Annotated in this window: 24 protein-coding genes and 1 tRNA gene; 14 read left to right on the top strand and 11 right to left on the bottom strand. The window is 60.7% G+C overall.

Annotated elements, in window-relative coordinates; translation table 11 throughout:
- Window positions 1–366 precede the first annotated feature (366 nt).
- Complete coding sequence (gene rpoD / locus C5L12_RS01445) at window positions 367–2,430, top strand: RNA polymerase sigma factor RpoD (RefSeq protein WP_105370223.1); 2,064 nt, start codon at window positions 367–369, stop codon at window positions 2,428–2,430.
- Between the two features lie 51 nt (window positions 2,431–2,481).
- Here rpoD and C5L12_RS01440 read toward each other — a convergent pair whose 3' ends face one another.
- Together C5L12_RS01440 and C5L12_RS01435 are read right to left on the bottom strand one after the other, a co-directional pair.
- Complete coding sequence (locus tag C5L12_RS01440) at window positions 2,482–2,826, bottom strand: DMT family transporter (protein WP_105370222.1); 345 nt, start codon at window positions 2,824–2,826, stop codon at window positions 2,482–2,484.
- A gap of 11 nt (window positions 2,827–2,837) precedes the next feature.
- On the bottom strand, window positions 2,838–3,356 hold the full coding sequence (locus tag C5L12_RS01435) for a TetR/AcrR family transcriptional regulator (protein ID WP_245422721.1): 519 nt from the start codon (window positions 3,354–3,356) through the stop codon (window positions 2,838–2,840).
- Between the two features lie 196 nt (window positions 3,357–3,552).
- Here C5L12_RS01435 and C5L12_RS01430 point away from each other — a divergent pair, with 196 nt between their 5' ends.
- The 7 genes from C5L12_RS01430 to C5L12_RS01400 all read left to right on the top strand — a co-directional run bounded on the left by C5L12_RS01430 (window position 3,553) and on the right by C5L12_RS01400 (window position 9,673).
- Window positions 3,553–4,692, top strand: coding sequence for a DUF930 domain-containing protein (locus C5L12_RS01430; protein WP_105370360.1), 1,140 nt, complete (start codon window positions 3,553–3,555; stop codon window positions 4,690–4,692).
- Between the two features lie 119 nt (window positions 4,693–4,811).
- Window positions 4,812–6,671 (top strand): DNA helicase RecQ, encoded by a 1,860-nt coding sequence (recQ, locus tag C5L12_RS01425; protein ID WP_105370220.1) that lies wholly within the window; start codon window positions 4,812–4,814, stop codon window positions 6,669–6,671.
- A gap of 73 nt (window positions 6,672–6,744) precedes the next feature.
- A complete protein-coding gene (locus C5L12_RS01420) occupies window positions 6,745–7,785 on the top strand; it encodes a zinc-dependent alcohol dehydrogenase family protein (protein ID WP_105370219.1) in 1,041 nt (346 codons plus the stop codon).
- A gap of 110 nt (window positions 7,786–7,895) precedes the next feature.
- Window positions 7,896–8,294 (top strand): DUF427 domain-containing protein, encoded by a 399-nt coding sequence (locus tag C5L12_RS01415; RefSeq protein WP_105370218.1) that lies wholly within the window; start codon window positions 7,896–7,898, stop codon window positions 8,292–8,294.
- Between the two features lie 85 nt (window positions 8,295–8,379).
- Window positions 8,380–8,733: a DUF1428 domain-containing protein gene (locus C5L12_RS01410; RefSeq protein ID WP_105370217.1), complete on the top strand. Its 354-nt coding sequence runs from the start codon at window positions 8,380–8,382 to the stop codon at window positions 8,731–8,733.
- Between the two features lie 28 nt (window positions 8,734–8,761).
- On the top strand, window positions 8,762–9,184 hold the full coding sequence (locus tag C5L12_RS01405) for a secondary thiamine-phosphate synthase enzyme YjbQ (protein ID WP_105370216.1): 423 nt from the start codon (window positions 8,762–8,764) through the stop codon (window positions 9,182–9,184).
- 132 nt (window positions 9,185–9,316) lie between these two features.
- Window positions 9,317–9,673 carry a hypothetical protein gene (locus C5L12_RS01400; RefSeq protein WP_105370215.1) on the top strand — a complete coding sequence of 119 codons (357 nt, stop codon included), beginning with the start codon at window positions 9,317–9,319 and terminating at the stop codon, window positions 9,671–9,673.
- A gap of 88 nt (window positions 9,674–9,761) precedes the next feature.
- On the opposite strand, the gene C5L12_RS01395 is transcribed toward C5L12_RS01400, so the two are convergent.
- Window positions 9,762–10,508 (bottom strand): SIMPL domain-containing protein, encoded by a 747-nt coding sequence (locus C5L12_RS01395; protein ID WP_105370214.1) that lies wholly within the window; start codon window positions 10,506–10,508, stop codon window positions 9,762–9,764.
- 219 nt (window positions 10,509–10,727) lie between these two features.
- Between C5L12_RS01395 and C5L12_RS01390 the strand changes: the two genes are divergently transcribed.
- Window positions 10,728–10,803, top strand: a tRNA-Ile gene (locus C5L12_RS01390).
- Between the two features lie 110 nt (window positions 10,804–10,913).
- Here the strand turns inward: C5L12_RS01390 and C5L12_RS01385 are convergent.
- Together C5L12_RS01385 and C5L12_RS01380 are read right to left on the bottom strand one after the other, a co-directional pair.
- Window positions 10,914–11,489, bottom strand: a complete 576-nt coding sequence (locus C5L12_RS01385) for a hypothetical protein (protein WP_157948973.1) — start codon at window positions 11,487–11,489, stop codon at window positions 10,914–10,916.
- Between the two features lie 526 nt (window positions 11,490–12,015).
- A complete protein-coding gene (locus tag C5L12_RS01380; RefSeq protein WP_105370212.1) occupies window positions 12,016–13,233 on the bottom strand; it encodes an NnrS family protein in 1,218 nt (405 codons plus the stop codon).
- A gap of 180 nt (window positions 13,234–13,413) precedes the next feature.
- On the opposite strand from C5L12_RS01380, the gene nirK reads away from it, so the two are divergent.
- The 4 genes from nirK (at window position 13,414) to C5L12_RS01360 (ending at window position 16,873) form a co-directional block, all read left to right on the top strand.
- Entirely contained in the window at window positions 13,414–14,547 is a 1,134-nt protein-coding gene (nirK, locus tag C5L12_RS01375) for a copper-containing nitrite reductase (RefSeq protein WP_105370211.1), read from the top strand.
- Between the two features lie 91 nt (window positions 14,548–14,638).
- Window positions 14,639–15,541, top strand: coding sequence for an SUMF1/EgtB/PvdO family nonheme iron enzyme (locus C5L12_RS01370; protein WP_105370210.1), 903 nt, complete (start codon window positions 14,639–14,641; stop codon window positions 15,539–15,541).
- An 83-nt stretch (window positions 15,542–15,624) separates the two neighbouring features.
- The gene (locus tag C5L12_RS01365; RefSeq protein WP_105370359.1) at window positions 15,625–16,320 is read left to right on the top strand and encodes a Crp/Fnr family transcriptional regulator; all 696 of its coding nucleotides are present in this window, start codon (window positions 15,625–15,627) and stop codon (window positions 16,318–16,320) included.
- 106 nt (window positions 16,321–16,426) lie between these two features.
- On the top strand, window positions 16,427–16,873 hold the full coding sequence (locus C5L12_RS01360; RefSeq protein ID WP_105370209.1) for a pseudoazurin: 447 nt from the start codon (window positions 16,427–16,429) through the stop codon (window positions 16,871–16,873).
- Between the two features lie 214 nt (window positions 16,874–17,087).
- Here the strand turns inward: C5L12_RS01360 and C5L12_RS01355 are convergent, their stop codons facing one another.
- The 5 genes from C5L12_RS01355 to C5L12_RS01335 are packed head-to-tail and all read right to left on the bottom strand — an operon-like array spanning window position 17,088 to window position 19,731.
- Complete coding sequence (locus tag C5L12_RS01355) at window positions 17,088–17,288, bottom strand: hypothetical protein (protein ID WP_105370208.1); 201 nt, start codon at window positions 17,286–17,288, stop codon at window positions 17,088–17,090.
- Window positions 17,285–17,581 (bottom strand): metal-sulfur cluster assembly factor, encoded by a 297-nt coding sequence (locus tag C5L12_RS01350; protein ID WP_105370207.1) that lies wholly within the window; start codon window positions 17,579–17,581, stop codon window positions 17,285–17,287. Before C5L12_RS01350 ends, C5L12_RS01355 begins: the two co-directional genes overlap by 4 nt.
- Window positions 17,574–18,095 (bottom strand): DUF2249 domain-containing protein, encoded by a 522-nt coding sequence (locus C5L12_RS01345; RefSeq protein ID WP_105370206.1) that lies wholly within the window; start codon window positions 18,093–18,095, stop codon window positions 17,574–17,576. The genes C5L12_RS01350 and C5L12_RS01345 overlap by 8 nt, the downstream gene beginning before the upstream one ends.
- Complete coding sequence (locus C5L12_RS01340) at window positions 18,092–19,450, bottom strand: hypothetical protein (RefSeq protein ID WP_105370205.1); 1,359 nt, start codon at window positions 19,448–19,450, stop codon at window positions 18,092–18,094. The genes C5L12_RS01345 and C5L12_RS01340 overlap by 4 nt, the downstream gene beginning before the upstream one ends.
- Before the next feature lie 11 nt (window positions 19,451–19,461).
- Window positions 19,462–19,731, bottom strand: a complete 270-nt coding sequence (locus C5L12_RS01335) for a DUF2249 domain-containing protein (protein WP_105370204.1) — start codon at window positions 19,729–19,731, stop codon at window positions 19,462–19,464.
- Between the two features lie 203 nt (window positions 19,732–19,934).
- Here C5L12_RS01335 and hemN point away from each other — a divergent pair, with 203 nt between their 5' ends.
- The gene (gene hemN / locus C5L12_RS01330) at window positions 19,935–21,287 is read left to right on the top strand and encodes an oxygen-independent coproporphyrinogen III oxidase (protein ID WP_105370203.1); all 1,353 of its coding nucleotides are present in this window, start codon (window positions 19,935–19,937) and stop codon (window positions 21,285–21,287) included.
- 94 nt (window positions 21,288–21,381) lie between these two features.
- Here the strand turns inward: hemN and C5L12_RS01325 are convergent, their stop codons facing one another.
- The gene (locus C5L12_RS01325) at window positions 21,382–23,280 is read right to left on the bottom strand and encodes a nitric oxide reductase activation protein NorD (protein WP_105370202.1); all 1,899 of its coding nucleotides are present in this window, start codon (window positions 23,278–23,280) and stop codon (window positions 21,382–21,384) included.
- Window positions 23,281–23,284 lie beyond the last annotated feature (4 nt).

The raw sequence follows: 23,284 nt of genomic DNA, 5'->3' as shown, positions 1-23,284 counted from the left end.
CCCTTGTCTTTCAGGGGGCACCGCCTACATAGCGGCTATATTTGGTGAGTATACCCACAAAAGACCCGTTTTGAGCGGGTTTTCCCAATTTTCCTGGGCATGACTTATGGAAAAGCTTGACGGAGCGTTAATTTGTGGGAATCACCATTTCAAGGCAGAATAGGCGGAGTGGGTCAATAGCACCGAACATGACCGGTGATCTCCTGACAGGACGGTCCTGTGTCAAATGCGACCGCCATGGTAATCGGGAATTAAAGGTCATTCCGTTACGTGTTGAACAGTGATTCGCGGCAAGGCGAGCGGTCGTCTTAAGCCGGTGTCCACGAAGCGCGGCGAAAGTGGCGTTCAGGGAAAGTGACGAAATACATGGCAACAAAAGTCAAAGAAAACGAAGAAGCAGAAAACGAACGCGAAGGCACGCAGGATGGTCCGCTTCTCGATCTTTCTGACGACGCAGTCAAGAAGATGATCAAGGCCGCCAAGAAGCGCGGCTATGTCACGATGGACGAATTGAACTCGGTCCTGCCGTCGGAGGAAGTTACCTCTGAGCAGATCGAGGACACGATGGCGATGCTCTCCGACATGGGCATCAATGTCGTCGAGGACGAAGAGGCGGAAGACGCCGCCGGTGGCGATGACGACGGCGAGAGCGACAGCGATGGTGAGGAGAGCGAAGGCGGCGAACTTGCCCCGACCTCCGGCACTGCGCTCGCTACGGCGAAAAAGAAAGAGCCGACCGACCGGACCGACGACCCGGTTCGCATGTATCTGCGCGAAATGGGTTCCGTCGAGCTTCTGTCGCGCGAAGGCGAAATCGCCATCGCCAAGCGGATCGAAGCCGGCCGCGAAACGATGATCGCCGGGCTCTGTGAGAGCCCGCTCACGTTCCAGGCGCTGATCATCTGGCGCGACGAGCTGAACGAAGGCACGACGCTGCTCCGCGAGATCATCGATCTCGAGACGACCTATTCAGGCCCGGAAGCAAAGGCTGCGCCGCAGTTCCAGAGCCCGGAAAAGATCGAGGCTGACCGCAAGGCGGCTGAAGAGAAGGAAAAGACCCGCAAGGCGCGCATGACTGCCGCCAACGACGATGACATTACGTCGGTCGGCGGCGAAGGCATGATCCTCGAGGAAGAGGAGGAGGACGACGATGAGTCGAGCCTTTCTCTCGCCGCGATGGAAGCCGAGCTGCGTCCGCAGGTCATGGAAACCCTCGACACGATCGCCGACACGTACAAGAAGCTCAGGAAGCTGCAGGACCAGCAGGTCGAGCAGCGTCTTGCCGCGACCGGTACGCTCTCGTCCGCTCAGGAGCGTCGTTACAAGGAGCTCAAGGACGAGCTGATCACAGCGGTCAAGTCGCTGTCGCTCAACCAGAACCGCGTCGACAGCCTGGTCGAGCAGCTTTACGACATTTCCAAGCGCCTGATGCAGAACGAGGGCCGCCTGTTGCGTCTCGCCGAATCCTACGGCGTCAAGCGTGACTCGTTCCTGGAACAGTACCAGGGTGCCGAGCTCGATCCGAACTGGATGAAATCGATCGCCAATCTGGCCGCCCGCGGCTGGAAGGAATTCGCGCGCGCCGAGAACACGACGATCCGCGATATCCGGCAGGAGATCCAGAATCTTGCGACCGAAACCGGCATTTCGATCGCCGAATTCCGCCGTATCGTTTCGATGGTGCAGAAGGGCGAACGCGAAGCGCGTATCGCCAAGAAGGAAATGGTCGAAGCAAACCTTCGCCTCGTCATCTCGATCGCCAAGAAGTACACGAACCGCGGCCTGCAGTTCCTCGACCTCATTCAGGAAGGCAATATCGGCCTGATGAAGGCGGTCGACAAGTTCGAATACCGCCGCGGTTACAAGTTCTCGACCTATGCCACCTGGTGGATCCGGCAGGCGATCACCCGTTCGATCGCCGACCAGGCCCGCACGATCCGCATTCCGGTGCACATGATCGAGACGATCAACAAGATCGTCCGCACGTCGCGCCAGATGCTGCACGAGATTGGCCGCGAGCCGACGCCGGAAGAACTGGCCGAAAAGCTCGCCATGCCACTCGAAAAGGTCCGCAAGGTCCTGAAGATCGCCAAGGAGCCGATCTCGCTCGAAACCCCTGTGGGCGACGAAGAGGATTCGCATCTCGGCGACTTTATCGAGGACAAGAACGCGCTTCTGCCGATCGATGCAGCCATCCAGGCGAACCTGCGCGAAACGACGACCCGCGTTCTCGCATCACTCACGCCGCGTGAAGAGCGCGTATTGCGCATGCGTTTCGGTATCGGCATGAACACCGACCACACGCTCGAAGAAGTCGGCCAGCAGTTCTCGGTCACTCGCGAACGTATCCGTCAGATCGAGGCCAAGGCGCTGCGCAAGCTCAAGCACCCGAGCCGCAGCCGCAAGCTGCGCTCGTTCCTGGACAGCTAAGCAGCTTCGGAACTCACATCAGAAACCGGCCTGCGAAAACAGGCCGGTTTTTTAATGCGAAATCGAATTTGAAAAGACATTCACGACCACGACACCGGCGATAATCAAACCGAGGCCAATGATGGCGGCGGCATCAAGCGTCTGGCGAAACAGGATCAGGCCGACGGCGGAGATCAGCACGATGCCGAGGCCGCTCCAGATAGCATAGGCGATGCCGACCGGCAGCGTGCGCAGCGCGATCGACAAAAGGTAGAAGGCGGCCAGATAGCAAATCCCCATCAGGATGGTGGGCAGGACCCGCGTGAACTGCTGGCTCTGCTGCAGGAAGGTCGTGCCGATGACTTCGAGCACGATTGCGGCGGCGAGGGAGCCGTAGGTCAGGATTGCGGGGCTCATGGTAGTCGCTCTTATTTCGTAAGGTTTTTCAGTTGCTCGCGGAGTGCGTCAAGCTCCTTCGCCGACAGCCCGTTCGTCTCGGTCAGGTTTGCGAGCCAGATGCCGTCGGCGGCGTAACGGGCAATTTTCAGATCGGAATGGTCATCGGTTTCCGCATGACGCTTGAGCCGTTTTTGCATCCAATCCGACCACAGTGCGCGCAAATGCGGATCGGTCATGCAGGAGATCGAAAGCGCGGCCCAAGGGCTCTCGCTACCCTCGAGGGTGACCTGGAAAAAGGCGTCGATATAAGCGCGGGTGAAACCGCCTCTTTTGCTGTCGTCTTCGCTCATCAAGCGGTCGATCTGCGCGTCGAGTTTCTGGAGCAGGTCCTGGAAGACGGCGTCGATCAGCGCCTGCTTGCTTGGAAAGTGGTGCAGCAATCCGCCTTTCGTCACGGACGCCGCATCTGCCACCGCCTGAAGCGTCAGGCTGCCGAGCCCCTGATCCACAGCGCATCGCGCTGCCTGATCCAGGAGGGAGCGCCGCACCTGTTCCGGTTGTTTTTCACGTCGATGAGCTTCTGACATAGATAAAGATACCGTATGGTAGGTTTCTTTGCAAGGCGCGATTTTTCAATCGAAGTGCAGGAAGGACCGGGAGAACGGAAGGGCAAGATCTGCAATTTGTTCTGTTTTGATCAGCCGGGACTCGATCCTGGCGGTTTTCCGTCTTACATCGACTGCCATGACGGATGAGATCGAGAAACGGCGCAACGATATGGGCTGGGGCATTCCTGCCTCGATCCTGCTGCATGTCATTTTCGCCGTCGTCCTTTTCTTTCATCTCCCTCTCGATCTTTCCGAGCCGCAGAAAGAGGAGAGCGTGAGCGTGGAGATCGTGCCGCCGCCGGAAGAGCCGGAAAAGAAGGCGGAGGAAAAGCCGAAAGCAGCGGAGGAACCGCAACCCGAAGAGGCCAAGAAGGAAGAGCCGCCTCCGCCGCCCGAACCACCAAAGCAGGAAGAGGCCAAGAAGGAGGAACCGCCTCCACCCCCGCCACAGGAGGAGGCAAAGCAGGAGCCGCCACCAGCAAGCGAACAGGCGAGGGGACAGCCGATTCCCCCTCTTCGACCGGTGTTCGAGTTCGGAGATAAGGATACCGGACCGCGAAAGGCGCAGGACGGCAACTCATCGCAGGAAGCGACCGTGTTGCCTCCCGAGACGAAGCCGGATGTAGAGCCTGCGGAATTGCCGAAACAAATGCCCGCAGAGCCATCCGAAGCAGAAGCCGCGGAGGTGCCGAAGCCTCAGACTGAACAGCAGGACCTTCCCGAAACCCGACCTGCCAATCCGGTTCCTGACGATATCCAGCTTCCGGAAGTGGGCGTGATTGGGACCAATTCGGAACAGAACGGCCCGAACTCACAGGTTGCGCCTGCCGATACGAAAACTGAGATCGTCGCCGCGCAGCCGGTGAAGCCGAAAGCAGAGCCGGCCCAGACGCCGCCGACCGAAAAGCCAGTGGAACTGACGGAAGCCAAAAGGCTTTTTTCTCAAAGTGAGACAGGTGACGCCAACGCCGTGACAGCGATGGGTAATGTGCCGAGAGGGGTGCGCGGGGGGCAACTCTGCATTACGGAATTGCGCGAACAGTTGCGGCACGTCTCGCCCTCCTACGTGCCCGAACTGCTGCCCGCCTATCGGCTTCCTAACGGCACCCTGCTGGAAGTCAGGCGTGGGGCCTTTCGCACGAGTTCCCAGTGGTACGATCTTAGCTTCCGCTGCGAAGTGAATGAGGAAGCTACCAAGATCCTGTCCTTTGCTTTTGATATCGGAGCGCCGGTGCCTCGGAGCGAGTGGCAGAAGCGGGGCTTTCCGCCGTTTTGACCGGGCATGAGCCGATGGTGTCATGGTCGGTCGCTTCGGGCCGATTGGCCCCGCTTACAACACTCGCCGTCACCGTCCTACCTGTGCGATAGTGTGGCTCTTCCCACGAAAGCGATTCCATGGCCCGAACCCAGAGCAGCACCGATCCCCTGTTTGAAGGCAATGGTGCGAAAGATCCGCTTTCCATCTTGAAGCAGATCTATGGTTATTCTGCTTTTCGGGGCAAGCAAGCCGCCGTTGTCGACCGGCTCGTGTCGGGCGGCGATGCGGTGGTGCTGTTTCCGACGGGGGCGGGCAAATCGCTGTGCTTCCAGATACCCGCGCTCTGCCGGGATGGTGTCGGCATCGTCGTTTCGCCGCTGATCGCGCTGATGCGCGATCAGGTTGAGGCACTGAAGCAGCTCGGCGTGCGGGCCGCGGCACTCAATTCGTCGCTCTCTCGCGAAGAGTTCGCACACGTGCGGCGGGCGATTGCTGCCGGCGATCTCGATCTTCTCTACGTCACACCCGAGCGCGTCGTCACCGCCGGCTTCAGGGAGTTGATCGGCAATGCGAAGATCGCGCTTTTTGCGATCGACGAGGCGCATTGTGTTTCCCAGTGGGGACATGATTTTCGGCCGGAATATCGGGAACTCGGGCAGCTTGCCGAACAATATCCCGGCGTGCCGCGCATCGCGCTGACGGCGACGGCCGATCCGCATACCCGCGAAGACATTATCGACAAGCTCGCTCTGCACTCGGCTGAAGTTTTCACCACCTCGTTCGATCGTCCGAACATCGCCTATGAGATCGTCGAACGGGACCAGCCGCGCCAGCAACTCCTGCGCTTCCTGTCGCGCCACAAGGGTTCGAGCGGCATCGTCTATTGCCTGTCGCGCGCCAAGGTCGAAGACACGGCCGAATGGCTGAACGGGCAAGGTGTCCGCGCGCTTGCCTATCATGCCGGCATGGAGCGCAGCGTCCGCGACGCCAACCAGGATGCGTTTCTGAAGGAAGAAGATCTCTGCCTGGTCGCGACCGTCGCCTTCGGCATGGGGATCGACAAGCCGAATGTGCGGTATGTCGCACATCTTGACCTGCCTGGCTCCGTGGAGGCCTATTACCAGGAAACCGGCCGCGCCGGCCGCGACGGCCTGCCATCCGATGTCTGGATGGCCTATGGCATGGCGGATGTCATCCAGCGCGGCCGGATGATCGATGAGGGCAATTCGGGCGACGATATCAAGCGGGTCGAACGGGCCAAGCTCAATGCGCTGCTCGGCATCTGCGAAACCCCCGGCTGCCGCCGGCAGGCGATCCTCGCGCATTTCGGGGAGGCGCATGGCGGAGAGTGCGGCAATTGCGATACCTGCCTCAAGCCGGTGGAAACCTGGGACGGAACGGAGGCCGCCATCAAGGCGCTGGCGGCGGTCTACCGGACCGGCGAACGTTTTGGGACCGGCCACTTGATCGACGTGCTGCTCGGAACCGTGAACGAGAAAACCTGCCGCTTCGGTCACGTCGACATGCCGGTTTTCGGGGTCGGCAAGGACATTTCATCGAAAACCTGGCAATCGGTCTACCGCCAATTGCTGGCGGCCGGCCTCGTCAGCGTCGATCACAACGCCTTCGGTGCATTGAAGCTGGAGCCGGAGGCGCGCGCCGTGTTCAAGCGCGAACGCGAGGTGCGCTTCCGCAAGGACCGCCCCACCACCGGCAAGGCGTCACGAAATGCGTCGCCCGCTTCGGCAAGCGCCCGGTCCGCACTGGAAGGGGCCGATGCCGAGCTCTTCGAGGCGCTTCGCGTCGCTCGCCTCGCTATCGCCAAAGAGCTTTCGGTGCCACCCTATGTCGTCTTTCCGGACACGACGCTGGTCGCATTCGCGACCGAGCGGCCTACGAGCCGCAATGCATTGCTTGGCATTTCCGGTGTCGGACAGTCGAAGCTGGAGCGCTATGGCGATGCCTTCCTGACGGTCATCCGGGCGCACCACCGATAGGGGTGGACACGCGGTTGATTGACCGGGTGAGGCTTTTGACTATGCTGCCGCTACGTCATCGAAGGACCCTCCAATGAAAGCCATGTTTTACGAAGCCTTTGAAAAGGTGCCGGAAATTCGCAACCTACCTGATCCGGAGCCGACGTTTGGCGGCGTGGTGATCAAGATCGGCGCGACCGGGCTCTGCCGCAGCGATTGGCATGGCTGGATGGGGCACGATCCGGATATCCGTCTGCCGCATGTGCCGGGCCACGAACTGGCCGGAAAGATCGTGGCGAGCGGCAAGGGCGTGATGCGCTTCAAGATCGGCGACCGGGTGACGGTGCCGTTCGTTTCCGGCTGCGGACATTGCTCGGAATGCCATTCCGGCAACCAGCAGGTCTGTCCGAACCAGTTCCAGCCGGGCTTCACCCATTGGGGCTCGTTAGCAGAATATGTCGCGATCGATTACGCCGACACGAACCTCGTGCATCTGCCTGACGAGATCGACGACGCGACGGCCGCGAGCCTCGGCTGCCGGTTTGCGACCTCCTTCCGTGCCGTCGCCGATCAGGCCCGCACCGGACCTGGCGATTGGGTGGCGGTGCACGGCTGCGGCGGCGTTGGTTTGTCGGCGATCATGATCGCCACCGCGCTCGGTGCCAATGCCATCGGCATCGATCTTTCGGAGGAAAAACTTGCCCTTGCCCGCCAGTGCGGCGCGGTCGCAACCATCAATGCCAGCACCGTGGCGGATGTCGTCGAGGCGGTTCGCGAGATTACCAGGGGCGGTGCGCATGTCTCGATCGACGCGCTCGGCCATCCTGTCACCTGCTTCAACTCGATCAAGAATCTCCGCCGCCGGGGCCGGCATGTGCAGGTCGGACTGATGCTCGGCGAACATGCGACGGCCAGCATTCCGATGGCGCAGGTGATCGGCCATGAACTCGAAATCTACGGCAGCCACGGCATGCAGGCCTGGCGGTATGATGCGATGCTGGCGATGCTCACGGCCGGCAAAATGAAGCCGCAGCAGCTGATATCCAAGAGGATCAGCCTGGAAGAGGCGGTGCCGGCTCTGATGGGCATGGATAAGTCGGAGACGCCGGGGATCAGCATGATCACCACGTTTTAACGCCTGCGATTGTTCGCCCGAATGGGGCAAAGTATTCCGGCAGCCCCGCTTGGTAGCCGCGATCGGCGCTCTAGATTCCTTCCCATGTTTCGAAACCGAAAGGGCGAGCCATGAATGCCAGGGCGCAGAAAATTCCAGGTCCCGATCATCCGATCACCGTTGAGCACAACCCTTCGCGCGTGGTGGTGAGGCTCGGCGGAAAAGTCGTCGCCGACAGCGTCAATTCCCTGACGCTGCAGGAGGCTTCCTATCCGCCGGTCCACTATATCCCGCGCAGGGACGTCGATATGTCGCTTCTCGAAAAGAGCGACCACGAGAGCTACTGTCCCTACAAGGGCAACGCGTCCTATTTCAGTATTCCGCAAGGCGGCGAGCGATCCCGCAACGCGGTCTGGTCCTACGAGAAGCCGTACGAGGCGGTTTCTGCCATCAGGGAATATCTTGCCTTCTATCCGGACCGCGTCGATTCGGTGGAAGAGTTTCCGTCTCCGGAGGCCGGGCAGTTCTGATGCCCGGCGAAATTTGGCGAGCCGTGTCGGCTGCGCTGCGGCTCGATCGTCCTTGGGTGGTTCGAACAATAACGGAGGACTGACCATGCCCTATGTCGACGGATTTATTCTCGCTGTGCCCACGGCCAATCTGGAGCGTTACAAGGCGATGGCACGCTTCGCCGGTGATGTCTGGAAGGAGCACGGGGCCTTGACCTATGTGGAATGCATCGGGGACGACGTGCCCTACGGAGAACTCACGTCATTTCCGCGGGCCGTGCAGGCAAGGGAAGACGAGACCGTCATCTTTGCCTGGATCACCTACGAGAGCCGTGCACAACGTGACGAGATCAACAAAAAGGTTATCGCCGACCCGCGATTTTCCGGAGACGAGTGGAAGGAGGTTTTCGACGGCAAGCGGATGATCTATGGCGGTTTCGAGAGTTTCCTGACGCTTTGAGCCACCAGCGACCTTCGAAAGGATACCCATGCCCCAGTCCGTGATCTCCGTTTCCACCCGCGGGCAGGGCCTCTACGAATTCACCGGGGCTGCGCAGGATTTCGTGCGCAGCCACCCCCGGGAGGAGGGGCTGCTGACGGTCTTCGTGCGCCACACCTCCTGTTCGCTGATCATCCAGGAAAATGCGGATCCGGATGTGCGGCGCGATCTGAAGACTTTTTTCTCCCGCCTGGTGCCCCCCGCCAACGACCCGGAGATGCGCTGGGTCACGCACACCACCGAAGGCCCGGACGATATGCCGGCGCATATCAAGTCGGCGCTGACTGCCGTCTCGCTGGGCATTCCCGTGACAGACGGACGGCTGGCACTCGGCACCTGGCAGGGCATCTACCTATTCGAACATCGCGATCAGCCGCATGTCCGTCAGGTGATCCTGCATCTCTCCGCGTGAGCGGATATGAACGACAGCTTAATGACGGATTCGGAATGGGTTCAGGCGCGCTGGAATACTGTTGCGCCAATCGCTTCGAAAAGGCGGGAGACAAGAACCTCGGGCATAGCCCGAATTTCCGGAGAAACACCCATGACCAGCATGCTCGTCAAAGCCGGTATCGCCGCTCTCGTCGCGTTCACCGGCATGTCCGCGACAGCGCCGATGGCAGCCGCAGGCGGACCCGAATTTGGTATCTATGTGCAGCACTACGACCGCGACTGGCGCCATGATCGGGGTTGGAGAGATGATCGCGGATGGCGCCCGGATCGCCGCCCGCGGGGTTGCGCCCCCTGGCTGGCCGAGGCCAAGGCCGACCGGATGGGCCTTCGCCGTACCCGCGTCGTGGACGTATCGCGCCGCACGGTCACAGTCGTCGGCTTCGATCGCGGCGGCCGCGATCGCGTCGTCTTCGCCAATGTCCGCGGCTGCCCGGTCATCCGCCGCTAGCTGCCGGCAAATTCTTCCGTCTCCATCGCCCGTTGACGGATGAACGCCCTCGCCAGACTCCGGTCCGGCGAGGGTTTTTGCTTTACCGTCAGTCGAGGGCAAACGTGACGTTGACGTTGACGGTGTAGGTATTCTCGCCGGCCGCGACCGGTACTGCCTCGGCGGCCATATCCTTCGCCATCGACATGCGCATCATCGCCTGCGGCATGGGTCTCGCCGAATTTTCGCTGATTTCCAAGATGCGCCCAAGCTTGACATTGGCTGCATCCGTCAGGGTTCGGGCCTTTGCGATCGCCTCGGCGACGGCCTGCTTGCGGGCCTCCGTCAAGGCCTTTTCCGGATCGTCGTTGGTAAAGCTGATCTGGCCGCCCTGATTGACGCCGAGCTTTACCGATTTGTCGATCAACCCACCGAGCTTGGCGAGTTCGCGCACCTTGAGCGTCAGCGCGTTGGCGACCTCGTAGCCGGTGATTTCCGGCGCCGGAGCGTTGCCATTCTTCGGCTCTGGATGGCGGTATTGCGGATAGATCGAGAAATTGCTCGTCTGGATGTCACGGTCGGCGATGCCTTCGGCCTTCAACGCGGCAAGGACTTCCTTCATAGCGGCGCTGTTGGCCGAAAGGGCAGCTTCGGCCGTCTTGCCGTTGCGGACGACCGACAGCGTCAGGATCGCCATATCGGGCGCCACTGAGGCCTCTCCTTCACCGGAGACATTGATGACCGGTTCGCGAGGCCGGACATCCTGGGCAGCGACCTGCAGGGTCGTGGAGGCGAGGGCAACACCTGCAAGAAACGATGCCAGGACAAGACGTGACGGCGAAAGCGCAAAGCGCATGGATATCTCCTGATCTGTTGGCGCGGCTGCAGTCGGGCTGCCGCAATGGCGGGCGGATAAGGCGTCGCAGGCGGCGATTCTACTTTGACGCACATCCACGCATTACGTGACGATGGATTGTGAAGCTATTGCGGCAACGGCTTGTAGCTTTGGGGGAATTGCGCTAGACGGACCTCCGAGGCAAGGCGTGCCATTGCGCCTTGCCCGCGCTTAAACGGCGGGCCTGTAGCTCAATGGTTAGAGCCGGCGGCTCATAACCGCTTGGTTGGGGGTTCGAGTCCCTCCGGGCCCACCACAATTTTTCATCTCCAAGCCGTCTGCAGTCGGATGCTGCGCTTCCGGAATTTTGAAGACTCAATCCGGGATTTCGGCGATCCAAGGCACTGCCGGATGGATGCGTATCCGTTATCCTGCGTTGTTTATCGGCCGAGACGATGGTCTGCTGGCAACGTAAAATAGCAGGGCCAGGCTGGCGTTGAACTCCAACATTTCTTCGACTGCCGAGAGCACTTTGGATTCCGCGGCAACGTCGATTACTTGTGCGAGGCCAATGAAGCCGATGTGCAGGAAGATCAGCATGTGATCGGCCAGCCACGAGCGCTTTTCCCCAACCCCGCGCCCCAGTTGGCTCAGTGCAAACATCATCATGCCGAGAGACGCGGCCAGCAGCAGGCCTGCCAAAATCCATGCGAGCGTCGGATGGATATCGCGCAGCAGTCGATAAGCCAGAATCAGCAGGTCGTGAAAGCCGTCCAGTTCACCTCCGCCATAGAGCGCAGGAGGCTGAAAGCCGAAAAGGCGGGAACCGAAGCTGGTTTCGTCCATCAACTCGGCGAAACCGATCAAACCCGCCACCAGAAGCGGAAGGCGCGGGCCTCCCCATGTGACGGATACGATTACGGCCCCAAGCACGGCGGCGGCAAGGCAGGCTACGCTTGCCATTTCAATAATGCCGTCTTCCTGCAGCAGCAGGGGCCGCATTCCCGGCGCAAAGACGGCAGCCAACGTTGCGGTGAGCGTGCAGATTCCTATGGAAGCCAGGGCGACAATCGCCCAACGGGTTTGGTTTCTCGATTGAAGGAAGAGCGGGGAAAAAGCTGCAGTGCCGATCCCGGTCTCGACACTGTTTTCCTCTCGGATGACGGCCATGTGCGCTCCTTACACAAATCTGTCACGGAACTGTCACATATCGTCCATTTCCGGCCAAGAAAGGGCAAGGCGAGATCATATGCGCTCCGGCTGCAGAGCCGCGATCGGCATCCCGTTGGTCCGCGGTGATCCGCTGGAACCGGATTGACGGCGACGGAAGCGCCACCGTGTCAGGCAGCGCTCCGAGGCGTTTGATGAGCTGTCGCCAAATTTCGTTGGCGACGAACCGGTACCCACGCCCGGCTCCGTCCGTACGATTCTTGGGGCCGATGGATCGCGTTCGATCTGTTGACGCGAAAGCACCTCTCCTGAATTTGCAGCTGGAGTTCCGTTTTTTTACCTGGCGGGATTGTCTTGATCAGCCGAGTTTGGCGCGCCTCACGGTCGCCAGCATCGGTCCGTATTCAAAAAGAAAGAGGCCGAAGGCGAGGAGCCATAATAATCCGGACACGGTATAGATGGTGCTCGAAAACTCCGGGAACAGGCTGGTACCAGGTCTGACCACCGCACAGAGCACGATCGCTCCGTAGGATATCGTCGTGATGCGGGAGGCCGTCAGGACCCTGCCGGTATGGCCGCGGCTTGCCCTGGTCATGACGGCCAGCATCATCGTCGTGACCGTGCCGACGCTCAGCATGTGAAGGGTGGCGGTCGTGTCGAACAGGTCGATAGCTGCAAGCGCGATCGCCAGGTAACCAAGCGGCACGAACAAATAAGCGATGTGAAGGACCGCCACCAGCATTTCCGCGGCCGTCGTCCAGCCGCGCCAGCGATGGAGCCGGATCAGGTGCGCCAGTGCGGCAGTGCCTGCGGCGGTCGCTACGATCGGCCCTTCGTCCAGTATGACCCAAACGGCAAGAGCTGCAACTCCCAGGACTATCGCGGCTGTATCGAAGTGGTTGTAAGGCGTAGGGAAGTCCGTGCGGCCTGCCTTGTTGATCCAGTTGCGGGTGAAGCTCGGAATGATCCGGCCGCCGACGATCAGGATCATTACGACATAGGCCGAAATGGCAAGCTTGATCGCCGGCGCTGGATTCTGACCGCCGATAACCTGGAGGTGGTAGAGGATATTGGCGACCGAAAGCGCCAGAAGGCCGGCTATGACCTTCAGATCCTTCCACTTCTTGCCGGCAGCGACTTCCCGCACGCAGATCAGCAAGAGGACTGGAAGAAAGGCCGAATCGAGCAGGATAGCTGCTATGGTTCCAAGCCCGTCCGACAGGAGAAGCGCCAGCCTGCCGGCGGCCCAGACGAGGAATAGAAAGACGAGCGGCCAGCCGGAGACTGGGAGCCGGCCCGTCCAGTTGGGGACGGCCGTCAGGAGAAAGCCGGCAAGCACGGCACTTGCATAACCGAACAGCATCTCATGCGCGTGCCAATGGACCACGCCATAATCTGCTGCAACCTCGATCACGCCCACAAGACTTGCGATCCACAGCAGCATGGCGACTGCAGCCCAGACCGCTGCGCCGAGAAAGAAGGGCCGGAAGCCATAGGAGAATATTATCGGAGCGGTCGGCGATAGGCCGCGGGGAATGCCGCCACGGCGGGTTGTTGGGGAGGAGAGATCAGTCATCAGAAAATTCCTTCGATCGATGACTTGATCTATATCCCCGCGTTATTTTTGATCTTTGCGAAGTCGCAAGCAAACAAGGGAAAGTTTGTTTCAGGTCAAAGAAGACATAGGGGACCGGTCGTAGCTTCTCCTTCGACAGGACGGCGATCCACTCCGCCCTTTGTTCCGAAGGACAAGATCATGACTGACAAATTTCAGATAAGCAGACGTTCGATCCTGGCGGGGGCAGCGATCGTCGGGGCGGTGGCGCCCATCGTCCAGGCGTCGTTCGCCCATGCCGAAGAAGCGCCTCCGGCCAAGATGAAGCCAACCGATCTTTCGGCTTTACGCCGCGTCAAGGTCGACCTCGTCAAGCCGCCCTTTGTCCATGCCCATACCCAGAAGGCGGACGGTCCTCCGAAGATCGTCGAATTCACCCTGACGATCCAGGAAAAGAAGCTGGTGATCGACAAGGAAGGTACGGAAATCAATGCCATGACCTTTGACGGCTCGGTTCCGGGCCCGATGATGGTCGTGCACCAGGGCGACTACGTCGAACTGACGCTGATCAATCCCGAAACCAACGAACTGCAGCATAACATCGATTTCCATTCGGCCACCGGCGCGCTGGGCGGCGGCGCACTGACCATCGTCAACCCGGGCGAGAAGGCAGTCCTGCGCTTCAAGGCTACGAAAGCCGGCGTCTTCGTCTACCATTGCGCACCTCCCGGCATGGTTCCATGGCATGTCACCTCGGGCATGAACGGCGCGATCATGGTGCTGCCGCGCGAAGGCCTGACGGATGGCCACGGCAAGGAACTGGTCTACGACAAGGTCTACTATGTCGGCGAACAGGACTTCTACGTGCCGCGCGACGAGGCCGGTAACTTCAAGAAATACGCCAGTGTCGGCGATGCCTATGAAGACACGCTGAAGGTCATGCGGACGCTGACACCGAGCCACATCGTGTTCAACGGTGCGGTCGGCGCCCTGACCGGTGAAAACGCACTGACGGCCGCCGTCGGCGAGAAGGTGCTGATCGTCCACTCGCAGGCCAACCGCGACACTCGCCCCCACCTCATCGGCGGACATGGCGACTATGTCTGGCAGACCGGCAAGTTCAACAACGTTCCCGACCGCGATCAGGAAACCTGGTTCATCCCGGGCGGCACGGCCGGTGCAGCGTTCTACACCTTCGAGCAGCCGGGCATCTACGCCTATGTGAACCACAACCTCATCGAAGCCTTCGAGCTCGGTGCAGCCGCGCACTTCAAGGTTACCGGCGAATGGAACGACGATCTGATGACATCGATCGTCGCTCCGACCGGAAGCTGATGACGCGCGGCGGGGCAGGGTGATCCTTGCCCCGCCGGCTACTTCAACAGGCCCGCCTCACTCGAGGATGCGGTTTCGCCGGGAGGCGAACATGCCGTGGACAAAACCAAGTCTCTCCCTCTTTCACACCGCGCTTCCGATCACCCTGATCGCTGCCCTGTCGGCAGGCATCTTTCAGCAGGCCGGTTTTTTCGATGTGTCGGCACCGCAGAGCGCGGCCTACGAACCGAAAAGCGTCGTGGTGCCGCCGCGGACATATAAATACCGGAGCGACGGCGAGTTCGTGAAGGGCACGGCGGCAGTCGATCCGCCGATGAAGACGGTGATCGCTTCGGAAGGCCTCACCATTACAAAATACCAGATCACGGCATCCGAATATGCTGCCTGCGTCCTTGATGGCGCGTGCGCTGCGGCCGATGCGACCCCCGCCGGGAGCGCGAATGTGCCGGTCACCGGCGTCAGTTTCGATGATGCGACGGACTATGCCCGCTGGCTTTCGAGAAAGACCGGCGAATACTGGACGCTTCCGTCCGACCAGCAACTCGCGCAGGCCGCAGGCAAGCTTTTTCCTGACGATGCGCTAGGGCTTGATCCCGACAGCAAGAACCCGGCCCTTCGCTGGCTGGCGGATTACGAGCGCGAGGCACGCGAGCGGTCGAAGCGCGACCCGGTTCCCCGACCGATCGGAAGCTTCGGCGAAAACGAGTACGGGCTTGCCGATTTCGGCGGGAACGTCTGGGAATGGACCTCGACCTGTCATCGGCGGGTGCATCTCTACGAGAACGGATCTGTCCGCAATGCGGAGCCTATATGCGGAGTCTATGTCACCGTGGCGGGTCATCGCTCTCCGGTCAGCGCCTTCATCCGCGATCCTAAAGGCGGCGGATGCTCGGTCGGAACTCCTCCCGACAATCTGGGCTTCCGCCTTGTGAAGTCCACGAAATGGTATGCGCCGTTCCTGGCGAAGTTCCGCGAAAAAGGCTGGATTGCGTAAATCCCCAGGTGCGGCATTCCCATGCCTTCGATCTGATCGCGAGCCGTGTTATGGTCGCGCTCAAATCATCGGAGCGCATTGCCTTGAAGATCGACAAAAGCCTCGTCCGGACTTTCCCGCTGTTCGAGAAAATGGATGACGCCGACACGGAAGCCCTTCTGGGGCATTCGACCTCGCGTCGAGTGCCGATTGGCGATGCTGTTTTCGAGCAGGGTGCGGCCGCGACGCATTTTTTCCTTCTTCTGCACGGCAGGCTGAAGGTCACGCAGGTGACGGAAGACGGTCAACAGATTATCGTCCGGGTCGTTCATCCCGGCGACCTGTTCGGCTTCGCCAAGGCGCTGATGCGCAGCGACTACCCCGGCACGGCAACGGCGGTCGCCGAAAGCATAGCGCTGTCATGGCCGACAGAACTCTGGCCTCAGTTCGTAGACAAGAATCCTCGCTTGGCCGTTACCGCGATGCAGACGATCGGGCAGCGTCTGGAGGAGGCTCACGCCCGCATCCGGGAAATGTCCACACAGGAAGTCGAGCGGCGTGTTGCGCATGCGGTGCTGCGGCTCGCCAAGCATGCCGGCAGGAAGGAGGGGGCTGCCGTACGCATCGACTTTCCGATTTCCCGCCAGGACATCGCCGAAATGACCGGCACGACACTTCACACGGTCTCCAGGATCATGAGCGCATGGGAGGCCAAGGGGCTTGTGGAGGGTGGCCGCCAGAAGCTGACGGTCAAGGATATCGATGGGCTTTCAGCGCTGGCCGAGACCGTAAAAGGATAGTCAGCCGCAAATCATCACATGTTTGCGATTTGTCAAAGAACGAGTCTGCCCCTGAGATAAGGTGCCTATCAACAGAGGCACGAGGTCTCTTGAACAGGAGTAGACGATGAAAAAGACTTTCGCATCCCTTATTGGCGCCGCCGTTCTTGCCGCAGCTTTCGGAACCGTTGCCGCGGCAGCGGACTTCGAAGTCCAGATGCTCAACAAGGGCAAGGACGGCGCGATGGTGTTCGAGCCGAGCTCGCTCAAGATCGCCAAGGGTGACACCGTGACCTTCGTTCCGACGGACAAGTCCCACAATGCCGAAACCATCGATGGGCTCATTCCGGATGGCGCCACTGCCTTCAAGGGCAAGATGAATGAAAGCGTGAAGATCACCTTCGACGTTGAAGGCGCTTATGCCGTGAAATGCGCGCCGCATGTGGGCATGGGGATGATCGGTCTCATCGTCGTCGGCGACGCTCCGAAGAATCTTGATGCGATCAAAGCAGCGAAGCTGCCGAAGAAGGCTCGTGAACGACTCGACGCGGACATCGCTGCTGCCGGCGTCTAAGCCGACCGTTCCTATCGGCGGCCGCCGCTTACCCTCTCCCGGCTGCCGCCGATTTTTCTAAGATGCCCGGACCGATCAGCCGTGTCATGCTTTCAGAGCATGACACGGCTGATCGGTCCGGGCATTTTTCTTTAACGAGTTCCCACTCAAATTCATTGCATGCTTCCGCCATCCGTCAGGCGAGCCCTTTTGGGGCGCAATCTGCGGCTCGGGTCTATTCCCAGGTGACCGGCTCGCCCAATCGCTCGACTTCCGACAGAAGAAAAGCCGCGACTTCGCCGGCTGCTCCGATCGATAGAACCTCTGCGGCCGCTGCCCGCATATTGCGCTCGCGCCAATGACGATCCACATGGGATACCGGCTCTGCCTGCAACGGAGCCGGGCGCACTTCCCGGGTCGCGCGCCAGATGCTCATGCTTCCATCATCTCCGGGCGCCACACGGGTTCATAGGTGAGGGTGACATCGACATTGCGGACGCCAGGCACGCAAGCTAGACAGGCTTTCACTGCCTCGGTGAGGAAACCAGCCGCGGGGCAGCCCTTCGTCGTCGTGGTCATGATGATGCTGACGTTTCCTTCGAAATCGATTTCGACAAGATAGATCAGCCCCATTTCCACGATGCTGCGGCCGATCTCGGGGTCGATGATCGTGGACAGCTGTTGCCTTGCTTTCTCCGTGATGTCCTGCTGCTCAAGCGGATCAAGCATTGCTGCCCCCCGAGCCGACGCGGATCATGATCCGGTAGGCGGTGCCGGCCTGATCGTAGTTGCCGACCCACTGATGGCCCCGGCGGGTAAGCTCGGGAAAGAGGAAGAGCGGCTCGCGGGAAAGTACGGCGAATATTACCTTGCCGGGTTCAAGCCCTTCCGCCTCTGCAAGGATCTGCTGCATCGGTTCGGGGGGCGGCAGGTCGGAGAGATCCAGCTGCACCGAAGGCTCGGGCCAAAGTGCCGGCGAAATCGCGTTGTCGGAGACGGCCACCGTCTCTTCCATTCTGGGGGTGAAGCGCACCTCGAAGTGGCCGCCCTCCAGCTCGAACACCTCGTGGTCGAAGCCTTTGGAATCCATCACCCTAAAGAGCGGTTGCGGCCGGAAGGGTGCCAGGAGTCTAAGTCCCTGGCCTTCTTGCAGCGTGGCAACCGCTTTCATGATCTCTTCGAATGGTTCGCCGCCGTCCCGCAGGATCGGTCTGACGTCAAGTTCTTTGAATTCCGTGGTCATTGTGAACTTCCCTTGAAGCTGGGTAGGAACAGTCGCGGGTGTATGGCGCCTTTGGGCAGCCTGACCGCCTGTGGGACAATGGCAAGGCGACGAGCCTGGGTAAATTCGAAGGCCAGCGCGCAGACGGCCGCCAACTGGGCTAGAGCCAACCATCTGAACATGGCCGGTGTATCGGCGATCAGCGCAACTGTGGCCGCGACGGTGGCGCCGAAGTAGAGCAGGAACCATGTGGATGAGCGCCGTTCGTTGACCAGTTCCTGGACCCGCGGCACAGCGGCCCGACCGAGAACCGGTCCGTAGCATTCGAGCCAGGTCATGAAGGCAACGATCTTGTAGAGCTGTCCCAGCCCGAGGCCCGTCAGCCAGCCGAACACGAATAGATAGGCGGCCGGACGTGCCAGATCTATGGGAAGATCGCTCATGGTCGACGCTCCAAACAAGGCGAAACAGGCAATCAGCATCGCGACTGCTGCCAGGCTTGCAAGCACGTTCATCTCCGCGGATTTGCGTTTTCGTTCCCGGAAGATGAGATGGACATCTAGGCCATAAATCAGGACGGCAATCCCTCCGAAGGCGGTCGCGACGTAGATTGTTGCAGTCGGGCTTGTTCCGGCGCCCGCCAGGACGGTGCCAAAGGCGACCATCGCTAACCCGACGGCCATCAGCCATCCGACTGCTCGGCTCGTCATCCGAGGTCTTTCCGGTGAGAGCAGGAACATGGTGAGAAGTCTATAACTGACGCCGATCGCCGTAATCGTCATCCAGCCGACAAGCCCGAGATAAGCGTGCGACGGAGCCGCCTCGAGCAGAAGGCCGACCAAATACTGGTTGGCCGTGAGGCCGGAGAGGGGCAGGGTCAGGAGCAGTCCGCTGGCGGCCACCCCAACAAGCGCCGCGCAGCCAAGGGCGACAAATTTGGCGGGCAGAGGCATGGGACGGGCTGTGGCGAGCGTCCTTGTCACCATCCAGAGAAGTCCTGCAAATGCAAGCGCCAGAACGGCGCCTCCGAGCGGCAGCACCCAACTCCAGAGCGGCAGAATACCGGCAAGCCCCAGGAAACCTGCCAGCAAAAGTCCAAGGCCGGTGATCGTCAGAAGCAGAACCGGCAGGCTGAGGTGCGGCATTTCCAGTGGCCGCGAAACGAGCACCGGCACGAACTGGAGGAGCGAACCGGCAAACAGGAGGCCCAACCAGCCGATTGCGAAGAGGTGGATGACCACCAGGGACTCCGGCGCCTCGATGGCGGTCGAGGGATAACCGAAGCCCGAGGCGGTCAAGATCAGCCCGGCCACCAGGCAGACCAACGCCGCAGCGAAATACGACATCGTCCAGCGGGATAAGGTGGCACCGAGCATGGCATTTTCTTTCAGTGACCGCAGCAGCAGTCGCAACCGGAACTCTCGGCGCGCTGGATTTCGACGCGCCAGACCATCGGGCCCTGCTCAAGATACTGCCAGTCGAACTGCTCTGGGTAACGGCTCTCGATCTGGTAATGCAGCGGCCGCGGGTCGTGATCGCTGGTCACGTGCATGATGCCGCCGGGAGCGAGCGACGTGAGCACGCCGAAGATCTTCGGGTGACGCTCGGCAGGCGCTAGAGTTCTGACATCGATGGAGGGTATCTGCGTATCCGGCATGTTTTGTCCTTGCCTTTCAGAATGACGAGGCGGCCTGGCGATCCCGGGCCACTTTCCATGCCTTAGCAGCGGCGTCGCCCGAGAAATTTGTGGCTGAGCAAACATTTCATCGAAACGGAAGGCAGTCCTTGATTTCGCACAAAGATGAAACGCGCCTTGGCGATTAAAGCCTTTTCAAGACTGAATTGAACGAGGTATCCGATATGTCCGAAGCCATCATCGAAAAATATGGCGATGCGCGATTGCCGCGTTACACGAGCTATCCGACAGCGCCGAACTTTTCGAGCGACTTCGACCCTGCCGATTATCACGACTGGCTGAAGGCCTTGCCGGACGGGCGCGCCACGTCCCTTTATCTTCACATCCCCTTCTGTCGGTCCATGTGCTGGTATTGCGGCTGTCACACCACGATCACCGAGCGGGACAGGCCAATCCTGGACTATCTGGAGGTGCTCCACCGGGAGGTCGAGCTGCTGGCCGCGGTCAGGGGCGACAGCTTCCATGTGGGTGAAATCCATTTTGGCGGCGGCACGCCGACCATCATCAAGCCGGAAGAGTTCGTGCAGTTGATGGAAGCTCTGCGGGATCGCCTCGGTTTTGCCGCGGGCGTCAACACCGCCGTCGAGATCGATCCCCGGACGTTGACCGGCGAAATGGCGGATGCACTGGGCGCCTCGGGCGTCACCCGCGCAAGCCTCGGCGTCCAGAGCTTCGATCCCAAGGTGCAAAAGGCCATCAACCGGATACAGAGCGTCGAAACGACGATGACGGCGGTGGAGCGGCTTCGCGCAAACGGCATCCAGGCGATCAACTTCGACCTCATCTATGGTCTGCCATATCAGACGGTGCAATCCTGCATCGAAACCGTCGAGGCAGCCATCCAGCTGCGTCCCGATCGTCTCGCGGTCTTCGGATATGCTCATATCCCGACATTCAAGAAGCACCAGAGACTTATCGACGAGGCAACGCTTCCGGATGTCCGCGAACGCGCACTGCAGGCGGAAGCGATCGCTGCGACCTTGATCAGTGCCGGATATGAGCGGATCGGCCTCGATCACTTTGCCCTGCCGGCCGACGACCTGACGCTCGCGCAGCGGGAAGGCCGTCTTCACAGGAACTTCCAGGGGTATACCACCGACGCCTGCGAAGCGCTGATCGGCCTCGGTGCATCTTCGATCGGCAAGCTGCCGCAGGGCTATGTCCAGAACGAGGTGCCGCCAGGCGTCTATGCTTCCCGGGTAGCGGGCGGCGAGCTGCCTACCTCGAAGGGCTATCGGCTGACAGCGGAGGACCGCTTGCGGGCCGAAATCATCGAGCGCGTGATGTGCGACTTTTCCGTCGACGTCGCCGCACTTGCAGCAGCTCACGGATTTGAGGCTGCCGCTCTGCTGACCAACAACGAGCGGCTTGATGCGCTTCAACGCGACGATCTCATCACGGTTGAAGACGGCGCCATCAAGGTCTCGGACGAGCATCGGTTCATTGTCCGCGCCGTGGCATCCGCGTTCGACGCCTATCTCAACAAGACAGGCCGCACCTTCAGCAAAGCGGCCTGAGCAGCACAACGCTGTCCCCGGCGGCTTGAGTACTACAGACAGGAAGGAAAATGCGGCAGGGGACTGCCGCATTTTCTCTTCCTGGCTGCCCTCGTTATGCGGTCAGACCCCGATAGATGGCGGGCAGGGCGGCGGGGAGCCTGGCGATCTCTCCCACCATGGCGTATCCATTTCGACCGAACATGGTCGGGAGGTAGGATTTCGCTTCCTTGTCCACCGTTACCGCAAACACATTGACCCCCAGACGGCGCGCTTCCTGAACTGCCTTGCGGCTGTCTTCGAGCGCAAACCGGCCTTCGTAGTGGTCGATGTCGTTCGGCTTGCCGTCGGTCAGCACGAGCAGCAGGCGGGTCCGATTGGGACGTTTCGTTAGTTCTGAAGTGGCATGCCGAACGGCGGTGCCCAGACGGGTGTAATAACCGGGCTTGAGGGCGGCGATCCGGTCTTCGACGAGAGGCGATGTCGGCTCGTCGAATCCTTTCACCGTTTCCATCTTGACCCACGAGCGCCGCCGCGACGTGAATGTCACTATGGAGTGATCCGTGCCGCAGGCAGACAACCCGTGGGAAAGCACCAGCAGCGCCTCCTTTTCCACGTCGAGCACCCGCCTGTTGTCGATCCATGCATCTGTGGAGAGCGAGACGTCCACCAGGATGCTGACGGCCAGATCCGGCATCCGGGGCTGCGTGGTGAGATGGATCCGGTCCGTTCCCTGGCCGCCGGCCACAAGATCGGTCCGGCAGCGGACGACGGCGTCGAGATCGAGCTCGACACCGTCGAGCTGCGCCTTGAGGAGCTCGTGACGCGGCCGTAGCAGCTCGAACTGTTTGCGTACCTTCCTGATCAGCGCCTTGGTGTCCTGGCTGATCTCGGCATGCTCGCCCGTAGCGGAGGCGGGAACGGCAAGTACACGGCAGTGGTTCTTGAGATAGGTACCCTTGCGATAGTCCCATTCGGGATAGCTCAGGTCCGACGCAATCTCCGCCAGATCGACCATTTCCGGAGGGAGATCCAGATCGAAGCGGAAGCGCGAGGAGGGGCGTTCGCGGCGCCGGCCGAGGATCATTTCGTCAAGATCTTCGGCGGCTTTGCCGTTTTCCTCCGGCGAGTCGTCGGTCGGACGGTCGACATTGACCATTTCCGCCATCGAAAGGATTTTTTCGAAGCGATTCAGTATGAACGGGCTTCTCTCGGACCTTTTATCGTCGTCACGTTCGCGTTCGGCGGCAAAGCGTTTTTTCCCGCCGCCATCTTGCGGGTCATCGAGAGCCAGGTCGGAATCCGGTGCGGACGATCCGCTTTCCTGCTGCGGAAAGAATTCCGGCCAGAGGGGAACGTCCATCATCGGCTGATAGCCGGGCGGCGCATGGTGCGGGAAAATCGCCTTCGGCGTATCGTCCGGCAAGCCTGCACCAGTGCGGAGCATGCGGATGATCCTGCTTTCCAGAAGTTGTTCGACAGCGGGAAGCGATCCGCGCCGACGCTCCGCAAGCGTTGCTTCGCACAGCCTTCGATAAACAGGCCGGAGACCGGGAAAGGCAACCAGCGTTCTGTCCACATTGGCAGTCGCGAGATGCAACCTTTCCAGATCCTTGACGAGAGGATCGTCGGAGGTGGGAAGGGTGTCGGGCAGCATGGCAATAGAGGCGGTGAGCCAGATGAACAGGTCCCGGTTCAGGCCGCGGTCCGGAAAGAAATCAATGGTCTCCGGCAGCATCGCTCGCGCGAAATCCCTGCCGGAGCGGGCGATCCGTTCTTCCCCGAGGCCAACCAGCTGGCGAAGTTTGAGGCGATGCTTGGAGGTGCGCTGATGGGCTGCGACGAGCTGGACGGCGTGATCGCCGCCAAAGCCGCGAAAGCAGGAGGCGAGGATCGTCTTGACCTCGTCCAGAGGAACCGCGTGCTCCGGATAGCGCGGCATGCTCCGTGTCCGGCCGACCAGCCGATGCCAGGCCTTGCCGACAGTTTCTTCCAGCTCGAGGAAGTCCAACATGGCG

It is taken from the genome of Neorhizobium huautlense (assembly GCF_002968575.1).
GTDB classification, from domain to species: Bacteria; Pseudomonadota; Alphaproteobacteria; order Rhizobiales; family Rhizobiaceae; genus Neorhizobium; species Neorhizobium huautlense.
This window is presented reverse-complemented; position numbering and strand designations above follow the sequence as displayed.

Bases quoted from the DNA above. Each gene is read 5' to 3' on its own strand.
- rpoD (WP_105370223.1), top strand. From the start codon at position 367: ATGGCAACAAAAGTCAAAGAAAACGAAGAAGCAGAAAACGAACGCGAA.
- C5L12_RS01440 (WP_105370222.1), bottom strand. From the start codon at position 2,826: ATGAGCCCCGCAATCCTGACCTACGGCTCCCTCGCCGCCGCAATCGTG.
- C5L12_RS01430 (WP_105370360.1), top strand. From the start codon at position 3,553: ATGACGGATGAGATCGAGAAACGGCGCAACGATATGGGCTGGGGCATT.
- recQ (WP_105370220.1), top strand. From the start codon at position 4,812: ATGGCCCGAACCCAGAGCAGCACCGATCCCCTGTTTGAAGGCAATGGT.
- C5L12_RS01420 (WP_105370219.1), top strand. From the start codon at position 6,745: ATGAAAGCCATGTTTTACGAAGCCTTTGAAAAGGTGCCGGAAATTCGC.
- C5L12_RS01415 (WP_105370218.1), top strand. From the start codon at position 7,896: ATGAATGCCAGGGCGCAGAAAATTCCAGGTCCCGATCATCCGATCACC.
- C5L12_RS01410 (WP_105370217.1), top strand. From the start codon at position 8,380: ATGCCCTATGTCGACGGATTTATTCTCGCTGTGCCCACGGCCAATCTG.
- C5L12_RS01405 (WP_105370216.1), top strand. From the start codon at position 8,762: ATGCCCCAGTCCGTGATCTCCGTTTCCACCCGCGGGCAGGGCCTCTAC.
- C5L12_RS01400 (WP_105370215.1), top strand. From the start codon at position 9,317: ATGACCAGCATGCTCGTCAAAGCCGGTATCGCCGCTCTCGTCGCGTTC.
- C5L12_RS01395 (WP_105370214.1), bottom strand. From the start codon at position 10,508: ATGCGCTTTGCGCTTTCGCCGTCACGTCTTGTCCTGGCATCGTTTCTT.
- C5L12_RS01385 (WP_157948973.1), bottom strand. From the start codon at position 11,489: ATGCGGCCCCTGCTGCTGCAGGAAGACGGCATTATTGAAATGGCAAGC.
- C5L12_RS01380 (WP_105370212.1), bottom strand. From the start codon at position 13,233: ATGACTGATCTCTCCTCCCCAACAACCCGCCGTGGCGGCATTCCCCGC.
- nirK (WP_105370211.1), top strand. From the start codon at position 13,414: ATGACTGACAAATTTCAGATAAGCAGACGTTCGATCCTGGCGGGGGCA.
- C5L12_RS01370 (WP_105370210.1), top strand. From the start codon at position 14,639: ATGCCGTGGACAAAACCAAGTCTCTCCCTCTTTCACACCGCGCTTCCG.
- C5L12_RS01360 (WP_105370209.1), top strand. From the start codon at position 16,427: ATGAAAAAGACTTTCGCATCCCTTATTGGCGCCGCCGTTCTTGCCGCA.
- C5L12_RS01355 (WP_105370208.1), bottom strand. From the start codon at position 17,288: ATGAGCATCTGGCGCGCGACCCGGGAAGTGCGCCCGGCTCCGTTGCAG.
- C5L12_RS01350 (WP_105370207.1), bottom strand. From the start codon at position 17,581: ATGCTTGATCCGCTTGAGCAGCAGGACATCACGGAGAAAGCAAGGCAA.
- C5L12_RS01345 (WP_105370206.1), bottom strand. From the start codon at position 18,095: ATGACCACGGAATTCAAAGAACTTGACGTCAGACCGATCCTGCGGGAC.
- C5L12_RS01340 (WP_105370205.1), bottom strand. From the start codon at position 19,450: ATGCTCGGTGCCACCTTATCCCGCTGGACGATGTCGTATTTCGCTGCG.
- C5L12_RS01335 (WP_105370204.1), bottom strand. From the start codon at position 19,731: ATGCCGGATACGCAGATACCCTCCATCGATGTCAGAACTCTAGCGCCT.
- hemN (WP_105370203.1), top strand. From the start codon at position 19,935: ATGTCCGAAGCCATCATCGAAAAATATGGCGATGCGCGATTGCCGCGT.
- C5L12_RS01325 (WP_105370202.1), bottom strand. From the start codon at position 23,280: ATGTTGGACTTCCTCGAGCTGGAAGAAACTGTCGGCAAGGCCTGGCAT.